Below are 20,343 nucleotides of genomic sequence, written 5' to 3' on the forward strand. Positions count from 1 at the left end.
GATTTCCACGCAAAGCTGACCCACCGGGGGTGCGGACGAAAACTTGGACTACTAGAAGGTAGTTCATGTATTCCTACGAAGACCGAATCCGAGCCGTTGAGCTCTACATCAAGCTCGGCAAACGCACCAGCCCGACCATCCGTCAGCTGGGTTACCCAACCAAGAATGCATTGAAGGGGTGGTACCGCGAGTATCAGCAGCGGCTCGACCTGCCGCTGGGATATGCCCGTCGGCAGCCGAAGTTCTCGCAGGGCCAGAAGGCAGCGGCCATCGAGCACTACCTCACACATGATCGATGCATCGCTGCCACCATGAGGGCGCTGGGCTATCCAGGGCGTGGAACGCTAACCAAGTGGGTCCGCGAGGCATTCCCTGAAGCCAGGATGGCCCTTGTCGGCAGTGTGGGCCAGCGAAGATATCCCGATAGCTTGAAGCACGCGGGAGTGATGGAGCTTTGCACCCGGCAGGAAAGTGCACAGGCTGTTGCCGACAGGCTCGGCGTGTGCCGGCCAACGTTGTACAACTGGAAGAACCAGCTTCTGGGGCGTGAGGCACCCGCATCAATGAAACACACCGATCGATCACCGCAGGCGCAAGAGCGTGAAGAGCTCGAGCGCCAAGTTGAGATACTGCGCCACGAAGTCAGGCAACTGCGCCTTGAGCAGGACCTCTTGAACAAGGCCAATGAACTGTTAAAAAAAGGCCTGGGCGTCGATCTGCAGCTCCTGTCCAACCGGGAGAAGACACTGCTGATTGACGCCCTCAGGGAGCACTATGGCCTGCCAGAGCTCCTTGCACAGTTGAGTCTTGCGCGTAGCTCGTACTTCTACCATCGGGCCCGCGCGGCAATCGGAGACAAGTACGTGAGGGTGCGCCAGTCCATCACCGAGATCTTCGAGTCCAATCACCGCTGCTATGGCTACCGCAGGCTGCAAGCCTCACTGGCCAGAGAGCAAGGCCCGATCTCCGAGAAGGTGATACAGCGGCTGATGAAGCAAGAGAGCCTGGTCGTTGCAAAACCCAAGAGGCGACGGTATGCGTCTTACCTGGGCGAGATCAGCCCGGCACCAGAGAACATCATCAACCGTGACTTCCAGGCTGCAGCCCCCAACGAGAAATGGCTCACCGACATCACGGAGTTCCAGATACCGGCGGGTAAGGTCTACCTGTCGCCGATCATCGATTGCTTCGACGGGATGGTGGTGAGCTGGACCATTGGCACGAGCCCAGACGCTGAACTGGTCAACACCATGCTGGATGCCGCCATAGAGACGGTGGCGGAAACAGCCGACCGACCCGTGGTCCATTCCGACCGCGGAGGGCACTACCGTTGGCCTGGTTGGCTATCGAGAATGAGCGAGGCCAACCTCACCCGCTCCATGTCCCGCAAGGCATGCTCGCCTGACAACGCGGCGTGCGAGGGCTTCTTCGGTCGCATCAAGAACGAACTGTTCTATCCTCGCGACTGGAAGAACGTCACCATCGAGCAGTTCATTGAGGTGGTCGACGACTACATCCGCTGGTACAACGAGAAGCGGATCAAGATCTCTCTTGGCTCTCTCAGCCCCATCGAATACCGGGTGAGCCTTGGACTTGCGGCATAAACCAGTCCAAGTTTTTATCCGCACCCCCTCCTGGGGGCTAGTGGGTCACTTCTGCGTGGAAATCAACAGCATTCTGCTCAATGGTAGCCGCTCGGGGCTAGGCGCACGCTGTCGGTTCGTAACCTGTAGCTCATCTGCAAGGCCTTCCTTGAAATACACCGAGAAGGGGAGGCGACATGGGTTCATCTGACAACAACATAGGGATTACCCTTGACTCCTAACCGGGTGTTTTGCACCGAAAGTGAGATCACCCCGTCCTGGGTCACTGACATCACCTATATCCGAACCCACGAAGGCTGGCTGTACCTGGCGGTTGTGGTCGATCTGTTCTCACGCCAGGTAGTGGGCTGGTCCATGGGCAGCCGCATTGACACGAGCCTGGTCCTCGATGCACTGCTGATGGCGCTATGGCGCCGCCAGCCGCGTGCACCTGTCATAGTTCATTCCGATCAAGGCTGTCAGTTCACCGGCCACGAGTGGCAGACCTTTCTGCGCGACCACAACCTAGTCAGCAGCATGAGCCGGCGTGGCAACTGCCACGACAACGCTGTGGCCGAGAGCTTCTTCCAACTGCTCAAGCGCGAACGCATCCGCAGGCGGGTCATGCAACCCGCGATGATGCGAGAACGGACGTGTTCAACTACATAGAAATGTTCTCCAACTCACAGCGCCGTCATTCATCGGCGGCAGGACCATCCCCTGTAGAGTTCGAACAGCGACATTCCCAACGGCTCAACGGCTCCAGGAATGCCGGGGCGATTCAACGCTCGCTGATCGAAACAGCATCAACATATTTCGAGACTCTGTTTAGGCCGCTAGATCTGCGACGAACCGAGCTTTGAAACTATGGTCAGTTTTTAAAAATTTGTTCAGCACTCTCTCCGGGTTTTTCGCGTTGCACATGAAACAAAAAAGTTTGGATTACATGTATCAGCCATTAAGCGCATTAAATATGTCAACCATTGTAGACATATACAACTATTTCAAATGCAATGAACACAATAGGGGCATTGCATCACAGTCGCAATTGCGTGCAATCTTACAGGTCAGATATCGCTCTTGCCCGAAGCACTGATGCAGCAGAGGGTGCCCCCTCTGTCGTGTTCACGCAATGCTCACAGCACAATAATTCACGACAATTCAGTTGATCATGAATTCCAATTTTGAATTGAGCGCTGATGAGTTTTTTGAGCAATGGCTAGAACATTGTTCGAATGATGACCAGCGGGCCATCAACGACTTTGATTTCTACAGGTACTTTTGGACCTCCTGGACCAAATTCCTGACAACCGGAGGGGACCCTAAAAACCCCAGGTGGATTCACTGGACTGATGCTGACCCTGTGCTGGTCAAGCGTTATCTGAAGGGTGGGATCAAAGTGCGCGGGAGTGGCGTCAAGATCAGCGATATCACCGAACGCCGGTACTGGCGCCTGCTGGAACGGGTGTATGACTACGCCATGGAACGTGGGCTGGTTGCAGCAAATCCAGCAGCGGCAATTGCCGAAAAAGAAAAGCCTCCTTCCGAAGATCCGAAGGGGGCCATCCTTTCACCTGTGGTCTGGGAGCAGTCCATCAAGATGCTTCGGGAAGACTCGGGTGAAGCCTTGAATCTGAAGGCCAGCGACATCCGCAACCGCGCGCTCTTGCTGGTCCTTTTTGAGCTGGGGTTGACCTCGGCGGAAGTCCGCGCGCTCTCGCACGAATCCTTCGTGGACAGCAGGGGAGGGAAGGGTGCCTCGATCCGCATCACTTCGGGTGGCGTCAACCAACTGCGCACGATGGTCGTGTCGGATGACGTGCGTTCGGCCGTGGCATCGTGGCTGCAGGTGCGCGCGACGGCTGGCAAACACGCGATGACGCCAGCTCTTTTCAGCTCGCAGACTGGCAAACCGATGACCGACGAAAACCTGCTGGTGCTGGTGCGCGCGCACCTGCTTGCCGCCAGTCGGGCCGCTGGACAGGGTGACCCGGTTCGCGCTGGGCCACAGATCGTCAGGAACACCAGACTGGTGCAATGGATGCTGTCTGGCATGCCCCAGCCGGAAGTGGCACTTCGCGCCGGTCTCAAGAACGTCCGGGGGCTCGTGCATTTGCGCCAGCATTTGCCGGATGGACCGCGCCTGGAACTCGCGCGCGCGTCCAGCCGAAAGGACGACGAACCGCTGCGCCCAGCCTATGCATAGCTGCTCTCGGGGTGACCCGCTGGGGCTCAACCACGGGTCTTCACCCTGAGCACGGGCAAAACGCCCGATCTCGGCATTCAGTCATCCTGGAAACGCTGGCTCCACCTGGACTATCCCTTCGTCCTCGGGGCCCAGTCAATTTCGACTTAGGATCACCACCGTGGTTCGCAGGCCATGGCCTGGACTTGGCATTGATCGGGAGGCTTGAGTGAGTGCAAGAGAGAGGGTAACGCGCAACACACACGAGTTCTGGAAGGCGACGTGCGGAATCGACACCCACGCCAGGGGCTCTGGGAATGCTCGCAACGACACACCGTGGGTCGCCTTCACGGCGGATCGGAAAGCTCTGGTTTGCACGGTCTGGGAAGACCAGATCGCCAAAGTCGTCGATCCCACCAACAACCGGACCCGCAGCTTCGTTATGCTCGGCGGGAAATCAACAAGGTGGAAGGGTGGGGCGGTCAAGCGGGGTCGCGAAGCGGAAGCCGCCATAGACGAGGCGTTGAAGTTGCGCGTGCCAGTCTTTGGCTTCCGCGCGGTGGCGTCTGGGGACGATCCCGCCCACATGACCCGCCATGTGAAGCACATCAACCTCGATCACGTCTCTATCCTCAAGCCTCAGTTCGGACGCGCCGCCGATGATCCACGGGAGCGTCTGGGCCTGGAAAAGAAGCTTCGGGACCTTTGGAAGAGCCCGGACGTTGATGCACTCAATACGGCGACTCTCTTCGAACTGGTGGAGGCCACTGGCAATGTGCCCGGTGCCGACTGGAACCCTTTGCTTGCGCCTGCTACAGGGACCGACAACGCTGCGGAGCTTCGCGGCAATGCGCTGGCCGCGCGCATCGTGCTGCCCTATCTTGTAGAGCACATCCGCAGGCAGACCGATGGCATCATCGTGCCTCTCACCTACTCCGACCTGGCGACGATGCTGGGTCGGATCAAGGCCGATGGAAATGCCTTTGCTCAGGGGATGGGCAAAGTCCTGGGTGAAGTGACACGCTTGGTGGAGGCGGGCACGCGAGATTGGCCTGAGGAGCTTCGCCCCCCTCACATCACCTCCATTGTGGTCGCCAAATCGGGGGCCACTGCCGGTTTGCCCAGCGATGGCGTCAAGGACTACTGGCCCGGATTCGAGGCGCTGACACCGGCTGAAAAGCGGGCCAAGGTGCGCGATGAATTCGACCGCATCCTCGCCTACGGTGATCGATGGCTCCAGGTCCTCGAAAGTGTGGGCCTTGGCTCCGCAGCAACGCCGGCAGACCCCGATTCAGCCAACGGCAAAGACAAACGCTACGGCTGGGGTGGCGGCGAGTCCGAGGAGCACAAGCAGCTGCGCCTCAATGTCTTGGCCAGGCCGGAACTGTTCGGCCTGAAAAACACGCTCCTCGCAGAGACGGAGTACCCGCTCCTGTCGGGTGATCGCCTGGACGTATTTTTCCGTACGCAGGCATCATGGGTCGGCGTCGAGGTCAAGTCCATCCGGTCGGCAGACGATGACCTGGAACGTGGCGTCTACCAGTGCGTGAAGTACCTGGCCGTCATGCGCGCTCAGGCGTTCATCCACGAACCTGCGGGCACAGAGATCCAAGTCAGGGCGGTGCTGGTGGTGCAAAAGCAGCTCCCAGCTGCCCTGGAGGAACTCGCCACGAAGCTGGGCGTGAAATGGATGGTGCTGCCCCCCGGCCATTTTGCGCAGGCCACCCCAGCTTGAAGGCTCCGTCGATCAGTGCTGCCCTGGGGCTTGCCGCACGCGTTGAGCGTTGTCGCGTCCACCGACCTCAGACACTCGATTTGAGCTTTTCTGCCACCCTTATCCGCTCGGACATGTCGGCTTTCACATAGATGGCGGTGGTGTTGATGTTCTTGTGTCCCAGCAGCCCTTGCACCACGCTGAGGTCTCCTTCCGACGACTTCAGCGCCTTGTGCGCGTAGGTGTGGCGAAGCCAGTGGGTGGAGGCCCGCCTGAAGGGCCCCTTGCCCTCGCCCGGTTTCTCACCAGCGGTGGCAGAGCACATCGCAAAGAATCCTTTGAGGATCTGATACAGCATGTGGGCGGACAAGGCGCCGTTCTCGTTGACGGTGTACTTGAGCTGGCCCGCCACGGATATGCCCTCGATCTCAATCGTCGGCAGCGCTTTGACCTGTGATGCCAGGGCTTTCTCGTCCCGTTCCTTTTTCAGCTTCTTGTCTTTCGCCCAGATCCACCGGTCATCCAACACTCCGATCAGCGGCTCGTGCTCGGGCCTGACGTGAGAGAAGTATTTCAGCCTGCCCTGGCTCAGTAGCTCCTCACGATCCCTGCGGTGCTCGCGCAACGCCTCCATGGTCTCTGCGTTCAAGGGCACTTGGCGTTTGCGCTTGCCCTTGCCCAGCACCTGCAGCACGCGCGCTTCAGAACCAGGTTCCAGCGCTCGGTCGGTCTGTACATGAGACCACCGGGCCTGCGCCACCTCCGCACGGCGAAGACCCGCGTTTTCGAGGAGCCGGAACAGGGCGCGCAGCCGCCGCTTGGGAGCACCATCGGGCAGTTCTGCAAACGTGTTCCCCACCACCTCCAGGTCGGCTTTGGTGAACGAGCGGAACACGTCCAACGTCTCTTCCTCGCGCTTTTTGCCGTGGACGGCCTGTGCAGCGTTGCCGTCGATGTATCCCGATTCTTTCCAGTGCGTGTACATCTTGCGCACTGCGGCGAACGTCACATTCAGGCTCACAGAATTGAGGGGCCCGCGCAGTGGCCTCCAGCCCGTGGTCTTTTTCTTGGGCGAGCCTTTGTCTGCTTGGACCCAGTGAGGGGGTGGGTTGATCAAGAAATCTTTGAAGGCAAAGAAGTCGGCCTCATCCAATGAAGAGAGCGCCTTCTTGCGCTCATGGACGGACCAGAGGATCAAGCGCTCGATGGACCGCTGGTACGCCTCCTGGGTGAATGGCGACAGGTCCTGGATCTTGAGAAACCACCCCCTCACGGCCTCCAGGTCGTTGGTGGCACTCATCGTGTTGACCCCGTGCTTGCGAAACGTGCCCTTGGTTCCCATCAGATCGGCTGGCCACTTCATCGAGGTCAGCGGCTGCAGGGCGTTTTCATCCGAAACCTGCACTTCGGTGCAGGTGGCGTTGGCGGCGACCAGGGCGGGGAGCTGGGACAGACCTTCAGCGGGCGCCAGGTTCCAGCGCAGAATCCACGCCAACAGGTTGTCCGCCCGCTTGACCCCATAGCCAGGCAGGGCGTCGTACCAGGTGGCGCCTTGCAGCGACATCCAGTCCACCAGGTTCCCCAGCGTGATCACACCTGCTTTGCGCAGGGCCTGCATCTGGGCGGCCGACATGATCACCCACTGCTCCACGCGATGGGCGCGCTCGGGCTTGGTGCCCAGATGTTCATCCAGCCAGTTGATCGCGTGCAGCACGTCCTTCATGCGCTCGGCCGCGCTTCGGGCCTGCTCCAGATCCTGCACCGGCTCGACCGGGATCACTGTCGGCACGTTGGCCAAGGTGATCTCTGCCTGTGCCGGTGAAGCCGTGGCCACGGGAGGGGTGAGGGCGGGAAGTGGGGCTTGGGCGGCTTGGGCGGCAGCTTCTGCTTCCTGCAGCGCCTCCTGGTACCGCTCGATCAGCTCCGCTTCAGAAAACATGCCTTCGTCAAACTGCGCCGCAAACTCCTCCAGCGTCGGCGGCTGGGGCGCCTGGACTGCCACCGGCTCGGCAACGGACTGCGCTGCAGGGGCCGATGGCTGGGCACCTGGCTCACTGGCCGGAATCCGCGGTGCCTCCAGCACAATGGTCTGGTGGTCCCTGAGAACCCTCACCATAGCGCGGGCCTCGTGCGACTGCGCTATGCCGTTGGCTGCAGCCTCGATCCGGTCCAAAAGCTCCTGGTATCTCTTGATCAGCGCTGGGCGCTCGGGCGCGCGGCCTGGCCAGAGCATGTACTGGCGGGCGGCGACCGTGAGATCCACCCCTTGGGCAACCGCCCGCAGCATGGCAAACTCATCGGCCGTGGCGCTGCTGTCGTGGGCAATCTTGGTGCGCGAACCGGGTGGCCGACCGCGCCGCCGCGCTGTCTTGACGGGTTGCGCGGGCTCCAGCGGCTGGCCACCGTCAAAATCCGCGACCGCGAGATTTCCGGGGCCGTCAATGGGGCCGGTGTCGGCGGGCGATTGACCTGCAGGAATTTCGGGCGTAGAGTGGGCCATGACTTTAAAAAAACCGATTGTCTTGAACGTTGGCCAGCGGGTCCAGCACCGGGCCAAAAGGTACAACTAAGCGAAAGAGAGGGTCGGCAGGGATTCATGTAAAAAACCGCAGAAACGAGCTTAAGTTAGTGTCTCTATTGGGTTTTTTCTTCCCTCGCGGCTGGTCTGCTCGTCCCTTCATCTGAGTTACTCGTCGCCCGATCTGCACTCGCAGTCATTGAACTGAGCCGCTCCAGCATGCTGGCAACAACCTGCTCTTGAGCCGTGACCGATGACCTAGCCGTTGCCAACCCCAATTCCAACTGCTGTTTGGTGGCAAGCAGTTCATTAAAATTGACCTGTAGCTGCTCGTTCGAACTGCGGAGCTGCTGAACGACTGCATCCTGTTCCACCAGGCGTCTGCCCAGCTCCTCGGTGCGCCTTTGAGCAAACCCCAGCTCATCCTTTAGCGGCCGCAGGCTCCGCATCTCTTCCTGGGCCAGGCGCAGATCCCCCTGGGCGCGAGACAGCTCTCCCAGCAGGCGCGCATTCTCTTGAAGAGTGTGAATGGATTCCTGCCGCTTCGCTGCCAAAGCCTCGTTCGCGGTGCGCAACTCGGCCTGCAGGTATTGCACTTGCTGCTCGTGTTTGGGGTCGTCTCAGAATTCGGAAAATAAAGCACGTTAAGCATGTCGCCGAAAAACCATGTTTGATAGAATGGAATGATGCGCGTCTTCTTGGCCTTGTTTCTTTGCCTCATCGTTGCCTTCCAAGGCAGCGTGAGCGCGCATGCCTTCCAAATGCCTTGCCCCATGGATCACGCTGGTGGCCAAACGGCTTCCGTCGATGAATCTGCTCAGGTTGCCGGGGATTGCTGCAATGATGCCGAGACTGCGGCCAAGACCGGCAAGCTCTGCAAGACGGATATCCCATGCATCTCAGCAAGCGCATGCGTTCTGCCGTCGTTTCACGTACACACGCCATCTGCACAGGCATCTGCTCCTGAGCCTGCACTGAGCGGATTTATCGCCTCGTTTGATCCCTCCGGCGTCTGGCGACCGCCATCCCTTAGCTAATTCCGTGTAACCGCGATACGGCTGTCGGCCACCCTGTGGCTGACAGTTCCTTGTCCCGTGCTCGATCAATCGCGCGGGTTCATCACGCATGGAGTTAGCCAATGCATTCACTTCCCTCTCAGGGAGGCAGTACGCCTCCCGTTCGTAGCGCTCGCCGGTACTGGCCTCGCAGAATCAGACTTATTGCTGCTGCCGTGCTGTCACTCGGCATCGCCAGCCTAGCGGCGGCACAACCGTCCTCATCCCCCCTGACTTTGGACGCGGCATTGGATGCTGCGCAGGTTCGTTCTGCGACGCTTCAAGCCCAGGACGCTGCATCTCGGGTCGCCCGGGAAATGGCCGTCTCCGCCGGTCGTCTGCCGGACCCGGTGTTGCGCCTGTCGGTGGACAACCTACCCATCGAAGGGCCAATGCGCTACAGCTTGACAGACGATTTCATGACGATGCGTTCGGTCAGCCTGATGCAGACCTTCACGGGTTCCGAAAAACGCCAGGCACGCAGCGCACGATACGAGCGGGAAGCCGAGGCCGCGTTGTCCATGCGCTCCATGCAAAAGGCCAGACTGTTCACCCAAACCGCCCGCGCCTGGTTCGACCGCTACTACCAGGAACAAATACAGGGCCTGTTGCAGCGCCAACGTGAGGAAGCCGGCCGGGTGAGCGAAGCAGTTGAATCCGCCTACCGTGGCGGGCGCAGCAGCCAAGCGGATGTGTTGGCTGCGCATGCTGCCGTGGCCCGAATCGATGACCGATTGCACGAGGTAGGTGCCGGGCTCACCAACGCCAAGGCGCAGTTGCAACGCTGGATAGGTGATGGCGCCGAACAACCACTCGGCGCCCTCCCGAGAATCGACCGGACTCGCCTCGCCGAACACCAGTTGGGCCACGAGATCGATCAGCACCCCGACATCGCCGTGATGAATGCGCGCGAGCGTGTTGCGCTGGCCGAGGCCGAGGTGGCACGACAGGACAAGAGCGCCGACTGGAGCTGGTCGCTGATGTACAGCAAGCGGGGCAGCCAATTCGGCGACATGGTGTCGCTGGGCGTTTCCATTCCTCTGCAATGGGATCAGGCCCGCAAACAGGACCGCGAGCTGTCAGCCAGGTTGCAGAAGGCTGAACAGATCAGGCTGGAGCGCGAAGAGATGCGGCGCGAGCACCTCTTCGAGGTGCAACGCCTGCTCGCCAACTGGCGCAGCAACCTCACGCGCCTCGCAGATTACGACAAGACCCTGATTCCGCTGGCGACGGAGCGAGTCCAGGCCATGGAGGCTGCCTTCCGCGGCGACAAGGCGCCTCTGGCTGCCGTTATCGAAGCCCAGCGCATGGTGACCGACACCCGCCTGGAGCGGCTGCGCATCGAAAAGCAGACGGCCGCCTGGTGGGCCGAACTGGAGTATCTGATCCCTCAAGAACAGGCCGGGCAAGCCCCTTTGCCTGATCCCTGGCCCAAGACCTTGCCCAGTCCGTCGAATCAACCCGCTCAGGAGCAGGAACCATGAACAAGAAAACCATAGTCATCGCCCTGCTGGCGGCCGGCGTGCTCGGCGCGGGCGGCTGGAGCCTCTACCAACTGGGTCTCAGCAACGGGATGGCGCATGCCCCGACGGCAGCGCCCACCGAAGCGACAGGCTCGCCTGCAGCTACCGCAGTAGACCCCTCTGCCTGGGGGATACCGGAGGGCGAAGCGGCCACACGGCGCCATGTCGAGAGCGGCCTCAAGGGCGGCGACGTCGATCCGCTCACCGGTCGAAAAATCCTCTACTACCACGACCCCATGGTGCCGGGCAAAAAATTCGAGTCGCCCGGTAAATCGCCCTTTATGGACATGATGCTGGTTCCCGCCTATGCCGGGGCGCAGGGTGCCGACAGCGGCACGGTTTCCGTCAGCTCGCGCATTCAGCAGAACCTCGGGGTGCGCACGGGTGAAGTCGTCTCTGGTCAACTGGCACCCGAGGTTGCAGCGGTGGGCACCGTAGCCTGGAATGAACGCGGTCAATACCTGGTGCAAGCGCGCGCCACCGGCTTTATTGAAAAGCTGCACGTGCGTGCGGTGCTGGATCAAGTCAGCAAAGGGCAGCCGCTGCTGGACCTTTATGTACCGGATTGGGTGGCGGTTCAGGAAGACTATTTGACCGCAAGGCGCTTACAGGGGCGCGGGTTGGAGACACTCGCTGAAGGAGCCCGCCAGCGCATGCGGCAGGCTGGCATGAGCGAGGCGCAGATTGCCTTGGTCGAACGCACAGGCCAGGTACAGGCCCGCATGACCCTGGTTGCGCCGGCCAGCGGCGCAGTCACCGAACTGATGGCGCGGGAAGGGGGCACGGCGATGATGGGCATGCCGCTCATGCGCATCAACGACCTGTCCACCGTGTGGGTGCAGGCTGAAGTGCCGGAGAGCCAGGCGGCGCAGCTTGCCGTGGGCGCACAGGTGTCGGCACAAACCCCGGCTTTGCCGGGTGAGGTGTTCCGTGGCCAGGTGCAGGCCTTGTTGCCCGAGGTCAATCCGACGACACGCACGCGCAAGGCGCGCATGGCCTTGGCCAACCCCAAGGGCAAGCTGGTGCCCGGCATGTTCGTGCAAATGCAACTCAAGCCATCGGCGCAAGGCCAAGCGCGCGCCACGTTGTTGGTGCCCTCCGAGGCGCTGGTGCGCACCGGCAAGCGCACGCTGGTGATGGTCGTCGAGGAAGGTGCGTTCCGCCCGGTCGAGGTAACGGTGGGTCGCGAACAGAACGGTCAAGCTGAAATCCTGGCTGGCCTGAGCCAAAGCCAGAAGATCGTGCTGTCCGGACAGTTCCTCATCGACTCCGAAGCCAATTTGAAAGGCGTGGAAGCGCGCTTGTCTTCGCCAAGTGGTTCGGGTAGCGAGCAAGGACCCACGAGCGCGACACAGCAAACCTACCGCACCACCGCACGGGTGGAAGCCGTGGCGGGTGAAACCATCACGCTGACGCATCCGGAAGTCCCCGCCTTGAAGTGGCCGGGCATGACCATGGACTTCAAGCTGGCCCCGGACGTTGCTTCGCGCAGGCCCTCGGCGGGCAGCGAGATTGACATCGAGTTCCGCATGCAGGAGGGCGATGCACCACAGATCGTCCAATGGCGCGCGCGTCAGAGCAAGGCGATGGGGGGCACACAATGATTGCCCGTCTGATCCATTGGTCGATTGCCAACCGCTTTCTGGTGCTGATCGCCACCGTGCTGCTGGCGGCCTGGGGCGTGGTGTCGGTGGCCCGCACGCCGCTCGATGCCTTGCCCGACCTGTCGGACACCCAGGTGATCATCCGCACCTCCTGGCCGGGGCAGGCACCGCAACTGGTCGAGAACCAGGTCACCTACCCGCTGACCACCACCATGCTGTCGGTGCCGGGGGCGCGGGTCGTGCGCGGTTATTCCTTCTTTGGCGACAGCTACGTCTACGTGCTGTTCAAAGACGGCACGGATCTCTACTGGGCACGTTCGCGGGTGCTGGAGTACCTCAACCAGGTGCAATCGCGCCTGCCGCCCGGTGCCACGTCAGCGCTGGGACCTGATGCAACGGGCGTGGGCTGGATTTACCAGTACGCCCTGACCGACAAGTCCGGCAAGCAGGATCTGTCCCAGTTGCGCAGCCTGCAAGACTGGTTTCTGAAATACGAGCTCAAGACCGTGCCCGGCGTGGCCGAGGTGGCCACCATCGGCGGCATGGTGCGGCAATACCAGGTGGTGCTCGATCCGGACAAGCTGGCCGCCTATCGCATTCCCCACAGCAAGGTGATCGCGGCGATTCGCGCTGCCAACCAAGAGGTGGGTGGCTCGGTACTCGAAATGGGTGAAGCCGAGTTCATGGTGCGCGCCTCCGGGTATTTGCAGACCCTGGACGATTTCCGAGCCATCCCGCTCATGACCACCGAGGCGGGTGTATCCGTCTTGCTGGGCGACGTGGCCCATGTGCAGATCGGCCCCGAGATGCGGCGCGGCATCGGTGAGCTGGACGGCGACGGTGAAGCCGTGGGCGGCATCATCGTCATGCGCTCGGGCGAGAACGCCTTGACCACCATCGAAGCGGTCAAGGCCAAACTGGCCACATTAAAGATGAGCCTACCGCCAGGCGTGGAGATCGTGCCCACCTACGACCGCTCGGGGCTCATCGAGCGCGCCATCGAGAACCTCAGCCACAAGCTGCTCGAAGAGTTTGTTGTCGTGGCCGTCGTATGCCTGCTGTTTCTGTTTCACCTGCGCTCGGCCTTGGTGGCCATCGTCTCCTTGCCTTTGGGCATTCTGGCGGCCTTCATCGTCATGCACTGGCAGGGGGTCAACGCCAACATCATGTCGTTGGGCGGCATTGCCATTGCCATCGGCGCGATGGTGGATGCGGCGGTGGTGATGATCGAGAACGCACACAAGCACCTGGAGGAATGGAACCACAAACATCCGGGGGAGCAACTGCAAGGCGAAACCCGCTGGCGGGTGATTGGAGACGCCGCCGCCGAGGTGGGTCCGGCGTTGTTCTTCTCGTTGCTCATCATCACCCTCTCTTTCGTGCCGATCTTCACGCTGGAGGCGCAGGAAGGAAAGCTGTTCTCGCCGCTGGCCTTCACCAAGACCTATGCGATGGCGGCAAGCGCCGGTCTGGCGGTGACGCTGATCCCGGTGTTGATGGGCTATCTGATCCGGGGTCGCATCCCGGACGAGCAGAAAAATCCGATCAATCGCTTCTTTGTTGCCATCTACCGCCCCTTGCTCGAAGTGGTGCTGCGCTTTCCCAAGGCCACCATCGCGGTTGCCGTGGTGTTTCTTGCCGCCAGTTGGTGGCCCTTGCAGCAACTGGGCAGCGAGTTCATGCCGCCGCTGGACGAAGGCGACTTGCTGTACATGCCCACCGCCCTGCCAGGCATGTCGGCGGGCAAGGCGGCGCAATTGCTGCAACAGACCGACCGGCTGATCAAGGCGGTGCCAGAGGTGGCCACGGTCTACGGCAAGGCAGGCCGAGCCGTGACCGCGACCGATCCCGCGCCGCTGGTGATGTTCGAGACCACCATCCAGTTCAAGCCCAAGAGCGAATGGCGACCGGGCATGACCCCCGAAAGAATAGTCGAGGAACTGGACAAGACCGTGCGCGTGCCGGGCCTGACCAACATCTGGATTCCGCCCATCCGCAACCGCCTGGACATGCTGGCCACCGGCATCAAGAGCCCGGTCGGGGTCAAGGTGCTGGGCAGCGACCTGGCCGTCATCAACCGGCTCACGGGTGAGATCGAGCAAGCCGTCAAGCAAGTGCCCGGTGTGACCAGTGCGTTTGCCGAGCGCCTGACGGGCGGGCGCTATGTCAACGTTGACATCCAGCGGGAGCGGGCGGCCCGCTACGGCCTGAACATCGCCGACGTGCAGTCGGTGGTGTCCGGTGCCGTGGGCGGGATGAACATCGGCGAGACCATCGAGGGCTTGCAGCGCTACCCGATCAACGTGCGCTATCCGCGCGAGGTGCGGGATTCGCTGGACCGGCTGCGTGCCTTGCCCATCGTCACGCCGCGCGGGCAGCAGCTTGTCCTCTCCGACGTGGCCGACATTCGCATCGACGACGGCCCGCCGATGCTGCGCAGCGAAAACGCCCGCCTGGCCGGCTTCGTCTACGTCGATCTGCGCGGCCGCGATTTGGGCACGGCGGTGCGCGAGATGCAGCAAGCGGTGGCCGAGCAGGTGAAACTACCGCCCGGCTATTCGGTGTCGTGGTCTGGGCAGTTCGAGTTTCTCGAACGCGCCGCTGCCAAGCTCAAGCTGGTGGTGCCGTTCACGCTGCTGATCATCTTTGTGCTGCTCTATCTGACCTTCAAGCACTTCGGTGAAGCCCTGTTGTTGATGGCGACGCTGCCGTTTGCCCTGGTCGGCGGCATCTGGTTGTTGTATGGACTGGGCTACAACCTGTCGGTGGCGGGCGTCGTGGGCTTCATCGCGCTTGCCGGGGTGGCGGCCGAGTTCGGCGTGATCATGCTGCTGTACCTCAAGCAGGCGTGGATGGCACGCGTTGACCAGAACCAGACCAGCGAAGCCGATCTGCTGGACGCGATCCGCGAAGGGGCTGTGCTGCGCGTGCGACCCAAGGCGATGACCGTCGCGGTGATTCTGGCCGGCCTGCTGCCCATCATGTGGGGCGGGGGCACCGGCAGCGAGGTGATGCAACGTATCGCGGCACCCATGGTGGGCGGCATGATCACCGCGCCGCTGCTGTCGATGTTCGTGATTCCGGCAGCCTATTACCTGATGCGGCGGCCTCGTCGACAACCACACGCGCAAGCGCGCCCTATTCATTCAAACGGCGACCGCCCTTGATGAAACCCCCCGGTCTCTGGATTTGCCAGAGACCGGTTTCCCACCCTCTCAATTACTGGAGAAATCTGAATATGAAGAAATCACTGATCAACTCAATCGCGGCCATTCTTGTGCTTTCGGCGACTGCGGCGCTGGCGCAGCAAAAGATGATGGACGGAATGAAGGACGTGCCGATGGGCAAGCCAGCGGCAGGACAAACCGTACATATGGCCAAGGGCAAGGTCACCAAGGTCGATGCTGCTGCCAGCGTTGTCACACTGGCCCACGAACCAGTCAAGAGCCTGAACTGGCCCGCCATGACCATGGGTTTTAAGGTCAAAGACAAAATGATGCTGGACAAACTCACTGTCGGTAAGACCGTCGATTTCGAGTTTGCCCAGGCCGACAAGGGCTATGTCATCTCCAACGTGAAGTAGGCATCCTTCGATGAGCGAAGCAGACGGGCTGTTTGCTCGGCTGCTTGTTTGCCTCACTGATAGCACTCGCGCTACCGTTGGATCGGTGGGCACGGCATGACACCGAGCCGAACGAACAGATTACGTGATCATCCATGTGCGTGCTGGGGAATGAGTGTCAGCTTGAGCTATACCCTATCCTGGCGTCAGATCATCCGGCGCGGAAACGTCAGAATAGAGCTACCTCGCGAATTGTTTGACACATACCTTCAAAGGTCATAGATTTCTTCCTGACACATTTCCCTCAGGAGGATGCCTTGCACGGTCAGCGCATTGGTTACGTCCGCGTCAGCAGCTTCGACCAGAACCCAGAACGGCAGCTCGAACAGCTCCAGGTGGATAAAGTGTTCACCGACAAGGCGTCGGGCAAGGACACACGGCGGCCCGAACTGGAACGGCTGCTCGCCTTCGTGCGCGAAGGCGACACGGTCGTGGTGCACAGCATGGATCGTCTGGCGCGCAACCTCGACGACCTGCGCCGCCTGGTGCAGGGCCTCACCCAGCGCGGCGTGCGCATCGAGTTCCTGAAGGAGCATTTGACCTTCACCGGCGAGGACTCGCCGATGGCAAACCTGATGCTGTCGGTAATGGGCGCGTTCGCCGAGTTCGAACGCGCCTTGATCCGCGAGCGGCAGCGCGAGGGCATCGCGCTCGCCAAGCAGCGCGGGGCCTACCGTGGCAGGAAGAAATCCCTGTCGTCTGAGCGTATTGCCGAACTGCGCCAACGTGTCGAGGCTGGCGAGCAAAAGACCAAGCTGGCTCGTGAATTCGGAATCAGTCGCGAAACCCTGTATCAATACTTGAAAACGGATCAGTAAATATGCCGCGTCGTTCAATCCTGTCCGCCGCCGAGCGGGATAGCCTGCTGGCATTGCCGGACTCCAAGGACGACCTGATCCGACATTACACATTCAGCGATACCGACCTCTCTATCATCCGACAGCTGCGCGGGCCAGCCAATCGGCTGGGCTTTGCCGTGCAGCTTTGCTACCTACGCTTTCCGGGCGTCATCCTTGGCGTCGATGAACCGCCGTTCCCGCCCTTGCTGAAACTGGTCGCCGACCAGCTCAAGGTCAGCATCGAAAGCTGGGGCGAGTACGGACAGCGGGAGCAGACCCGGCGTGAGCACCTGGTCGAACTGCAAACGGTGTTCGGCTTCCAGCCGTTCACCATGAGCCATTACCGACAGGTAGTCCACACGCTGACCGAGCTGGCCATGCAAACCGACAAGGGCGTTGTGTTGGCCAACGCTTTGATTGAGCATCTGCGGCGGCAGTCGGTCATTCTGCCCGCCCTCAACGCCGTCGAGCGGGCGAGCGCCGAAGCGATCACTCGCGCCAACCGGCGCATCTACGACGCCTTGGCCAAACCGCTATCGGACGCGCATCGCCGCCGCCTCGACGATCTGCTCAAGCGCCGGGACAACGGCAAGACGACCTGGCTGGCCTGGCTGCGCCAGTCGCCGGTCAAGCCGAACTCGCGGCATATGCTGGAACACATCGAACGCCTCAAGGCGTGGCAGGCGCTCGATCTGCCTTCCGGCGTCGAGCGGTCGGTGCACCAGAACCGCTTGCTCAAGATCGCCCGCGAGGGCGGCCAGATGACGCCAGCCGACCTGGCCAAGTTCGAGCCGCAGCGGCGCTATGCCACCCTGGTGGCGCTCGCCATCGAAGGCATGGCTACCGTCACCGACGAAATCATCGACCTGCACGACCGCATCCTGGGCAAGCTGTTCAACGCCGCCAAGAACAAACATCAGCAGCAGTTCCAGGCATCCGGCAAGGCGATCAATGCCAAGGTGCGGCTGTTCGGCCGTATCGGCCAGGCGCTGATCGAGGCCAAGCAAGCCGGCCGCGATCCGTTCGCCGCCATCGAGACCGTCATGTCCTGGGATGCCTTCGCCGAGAGCGTCACCGAGGCGCAGAAACTCGCGCAGCCGGAGGACTTCGATTTCCTGCACCGCATCGGGGAGAGCTACGCCACGCTGCGCCGCTACGCGCCGGAATTCCTCGGCGTGCTCAAGCTGCGGGCCGCGCCCGCTGCCAAGGATGTGCTCGACGCCATCGAGGTGCTGCGCGGCATGAACAGCGACAACGCCCGCAAGGTGCCCGCCGATGCGCCAACCGAGTTCATCAAGCCGCGCTGGCAGAAACTGGTGATTACCGACACCGGCATCGACCGGCGTTACTACGAACTGTGCGCGCTGTCGGAGCTGAAGAACGCGCTGCGCTCCGGCGACATCTGGGTGCAAGGTTCCCGCCAGTTCAAGGATTTCGAGGACTACTTGGTGCCGCCCGCGAAATTCGCCAGCCTCAAGCAGGCCAGCGAATTGCCGCTGGCCGTGGCCACCGATTGCGACCAGTACCTGCATGAACGGCTGACGCTGCTGGAAACGCAGCTCGCCACCGTCAACCGCATGGCGCTGGCCAACGAGCTGCCGGACGCCATCATCACCGAGTCGGGACTGAAAATCACGCCACTCGACGCGGCGGTGCCCGATACCGCGCAGGCCCTGATCGACCAGACGGCGATGATCCTGCCGCACGTCAAGATCACCGAACTGCTGCTGGAGGTGGACGAGTGGACGGGCTTCACCCGTCACTTCGCACACCTGAAATCGGGCGACCTGGCCAAGGACAAAAACCTGTTGCTGACCACAATCCTGGCCGACGCGATCAACTTGGGCCTGACCAAGATGGCGGAGTCCTGCCCCGGCACGACCTACGCCAAGCTGGCCTGGCTGCAAGCCTGGCACATCCGCGACGAAACCTACGGGGCGGCGCTGGCCGAACTGGTCAACGCCCAATTCCGCCACCCGTTCGCCGAGCATTGGGGCGACGGCACCACGTCATCGTCGGACGGCCAAAACTTCCGCACCGGCAGCAAGGCCGAGAGCACCGGCCACATCAATCCGAAATACGGCAGCAGCCCCGGGCGGACGTTCTATACGCATATCTCCGACCAGTACGCGCCGTTCCACACCAAGGTCGTCAACGTCGGCGTGCGCGACTCGACCTACGTGCTCGACGGCCTGCTGTACCACGAATCCGACCTGCGGATCGAGGAGCACTACACCGACACGGCAGGGTTCACGGATCACGTCTTCGCGTTGATGCACCTCCTGGGCTTCCGCTTCGCGCCGCGCATCCGCGACCTGGGCGACACCAAGCTCTACATCCCGAAGGGCGATGCCACCTATGACGGGCTGAAGCCTATGGTCGGCGGCACGCTCAACATCAAGCACGTCCGCGCCCATTGGGATGAAATCCTGCGGCTGGCCACCTCGATCAAGCAGGGCACAGTCACGGCCTCGTTGATGCTCAGGAAGCTCGGCAGCTACCCGCGCCAGAACGGCCTGGCCGTAGCGCTGCGCGAGCTGGGCCGCATCGAGCGCACGCTGTTCATCCTCGACTGGCTGCAAAGCGTCGAGCTGCGCCGCCGCGTGCATGCCGGGCTGAACAAAGGCGAGGCGCGCAACGCGCTGGCCCGCGCCGTGTTCTTCAACCGCCTGGGGGAAATCCGCGACCGCAGCTTCGAGCAGCAGCGCTACCGAGCCAGCGGCCTCAACTTGGTCACGGCTGCCATCGTGCTGTGGAACACGGTCTATCTGGAGCGGGCCGCGAACGCCTTACGTGGCCACGGTCAAGCCGTCGCTGACGGCCTATTGCAGTACCTGTCGCCGCTCGGCTGGGAGCACATCAACCTGACCGGCGATTACCTCTGGCGCAGCAGCGCCAAGATCGGCGCGGGCAGGTTCAGGCCGCTACGGCCACTGCAATCGGCTTAGCGTGCTTTATTTTCCGTTTTCTGAGACGACCCCCACAAGCATCCTGATCCAAACCAACCTGCTCAGCTCGCTCCGCACACCGCACCCTCGCAATACGCTGGCTATAAACAGCGCGAAATCAAAGCACTTTCTCCGTAGCAAATCGAAGACTTTCAAGTTGGACGAGGCATGTCGCTCGCACTTGCAGCCGAACTCAATGGCTTCCCCGGCCCCGCCCACGTTGTGGAGCTGGGCGAAAAGTTGCGTCTAACGAAAGACCAAGAGCGAGAAGCGACGGCGCTTACAGAGCAGATGAAGGCCGACGCTCAACGATTCGGCAAGGACGCAATTGAGACCGAAAGGGAATTGGATCGCCTCTTCAGGTCAGGGCCGCCCAGCGAAGCCAGCGTGACTCAGGCAGTTGAACGCGCTGCGCTCGCGCAAGCTTCGCTTCGCGCTTCGCATCTGAACTACCACCTGCGGACGGTCGCAATCCTCACGCCAATGCAAGTAGCGCGCTATCAAGAACTGCGCGGCTATGTAGCGCCTGCCAGCGCTATTCCAAAACACAGGGCAAATTGATGCTGCTGCACAGCAGGCCTGGTGTTTCCGTCATCGACCGGTACGCAACCGCAAGGCGTTCGCGATCACTGACGCCGAACTTAGGCTCATCGCCAGGGCCGCAATCATTGGCGACAGCAGCCATCCGGTGAAGGGATACAGCAGCCCTGCAGCAATCGGTATGCCCAGCGCGTTGTAGAGGAAGGCAAACA

The 20,343-nt window shown here is 61.6% G+C and carries 12 protein-coding genes and 1 pseudogene; 11 read left to right on the forward strand and 2 right to left on the reverse strand.

Annotated elements, in window-relative coordinates; translation table 11 throughout:
• Positions 1–65: 65 nt before the first annotated feature.
• The 4 genes and pseudogenes from ACOQFS_RS08550 to ACOQFS_RS08565 all read left to right on the forward strand — a co-directional run bounded on the left by ACOQFS_RS08550 (position 66) and on the right by ACOQFS_RS08565 (position 5,503).
• Positions 66–1,604: an IS3 family transposase gene (locus ACOQFS_RS08550; RefSeq protein ID WP_421562470.1), complete on the forward strand. Its 1,539-nt coding sequence runs from the start codon at positions 66–68 to the stop codon at positions 1,602–1,604.
• Between the two features lie 243 nt (positions 1,605–1,847).
• Positions 1,848–2,326, forward strand: a pseudogene (locus ACOQFS_RS08555) (IS3 family transposase); the annotation flags it as partial.
• 428 nt (positions 2,327–2,754) lie between these two features.
• Complete coding sequence (locus ACOQFS_RS08560; protein WP_421562471.1) at positions 2,755–3,789, forward strand: hypothetical protein; 1,035 nt, start codon at positions 2,755–2,757, stop codon at positions 3,787–3,789.
• 208 nt (positions 3,790–3,997) lie between these two features.
• Complete coding sequence (locus ACOQFS_RS08565; RefSeq protein WP_421562472.1) at positions 3,998–5,503, forward strand: hypothetical protein; 1,506 nt, start codon at positions 3,998–4,000, stop codon at positions 5,501–5,503.
• Positions 5,504–5,570: 67 nt separating this feature from the next.
• Here ACOQFS_RS08565 and ACOQFS_RS08570 read toward each other — a convergent pair whose 3' ends face one another.
• Together ACOQFS_RS08570 and ACOQFS_RS08575 are read right to left on the reverse strand one after the other, a co-directional pair.
• Complete coding sequence (locus ACOQFS_RS08570) at positions 5,571–7,982, reverse strand: tyrosine-type recombinase/integrase (RefSeq protein WP_421562473.1); 2,412 nt, start codon at positions 7,980–7,982, stop codon at positions 5,571–5,573.
• A 134-nt stretch (positions 7,983–8,116) separates the two neighbouring features.
• Positions 8,117–8,596, reverse strand: coding sequence for a hypothetical protein (locus ACOQFS_RS08575; protein WP_421562474.1), 480 nt, complete (start codon positions 8,594–8,596; stop codon positions 8,117–8,119).
• A gap of 635 nt (positions 8,597–9,231) precedes the next feature.
• On the opposite strand from ACOQFS_RS08575, the gene ACOQFS_RS08580 reads away from it, so the two are divergent.
• The 7 genes from ACOQFS_RS08580 (at position 9,232) to ACOQFS_RS08610 (ending at position 20,152) form a co-directional block, all read left to right on the forward strand.
• Positions 9,232–10,539 (forward strand): TolC family protein, encoded by a 1,308-nt coding sequence (locus ACOQFS_RS08580; protein ID WP_421562475.1) that lies wholly within the window; start codon positions 9,232–9,234, stop codon positions 10,537–10,539.
• Positions 10,536–12,182 (forward strand): efflux RND transporter periplasmic adaptor subunit, encoded by a 1,647-nt coding sequence (locus tag ACOQFS_RS08585; protein ID WP_421562476.1) that lies wholly within the window; start codon positions 10,536–10,538, stop codon positions 12,180–12,182. The genes ACOQFS_RS08580 and ACOQFS_RS08585 overlap by 4 nt, the downstream gene beginning before the upstream one ends.
• The gene (locus ACOQFS_RS08590; RefSeq protein WP_421562477.1) at positions 12,179–15,349 is read left to right on the forward strand and encodes an efflux RND transporter permease subunit; all 3,171 of its coding nucleotides are present in this window, start codon (positions 12,179–12,181) and stop codon (positions 15,347–15,349) included. Before ACOQFS_RS08585 ends, ACOQFS_RS08590 begins: the two co-directional genes overlap by 4 nt.
• A 71-nt stretch (positions 15,350–15,420) precedes the next feature.
• A complete protein-coding gene (locus ACOQFS_RS08595) occupies positions 15,421–15,765 on the forward strand; it encodes a copper-binding protein (RefSeq protein ID WP_421562478.1) in 345 nt (114 codons plus the stop codon).
• 296 nt (positions 15,766–16,061) lie between these two features.
• Positions 16,062–16,622, forward strand: a complete 561-nt coding sequence (locus ACOQFS_RS08600) for a recombinase family protein (RefSeq protein WP_421562479.1) — start codon at positions 16,062–16,064, stop codon at positions 16,620–16,622.
• 2 nt (positions 16,623–16,624) lie between these two features.
• Positions 16,625–19,591, forward strand: a complete 2,967-nt coding sequence (locus tag ACOQFS_RS08605; protein ID WP_421562480.1) for a Tn3 family transposase — start codon at positions 16,625–16,627, stop codon at positions 19,589–19,591.
• A 168-nt stretch (positions 19,592–19,759) separates the two neighbouring features.
• A complete protein-coding gene (locus ACOQFS_RS08610) occupies positions 19,760–20,152 on the forward strand; it encodes a Spy/CpxP family protein refolding chaperone (protein ID WP_015012932.1) in 393 nt (130 codons plus the stop codon).
• Positions 20,153–20,343: the final 191 nt, after the last annotated feature.

The organism is Paracidovorax sp. MALMAid1276 (assembly GCF_049198005.1).
Taxonomy (GTDB): domain Bacteria; phylum Pseudomonadota; class Gammaproteobacteria; order Burkholderiales; family Burkholderiaceae_C; genus Acidovorax.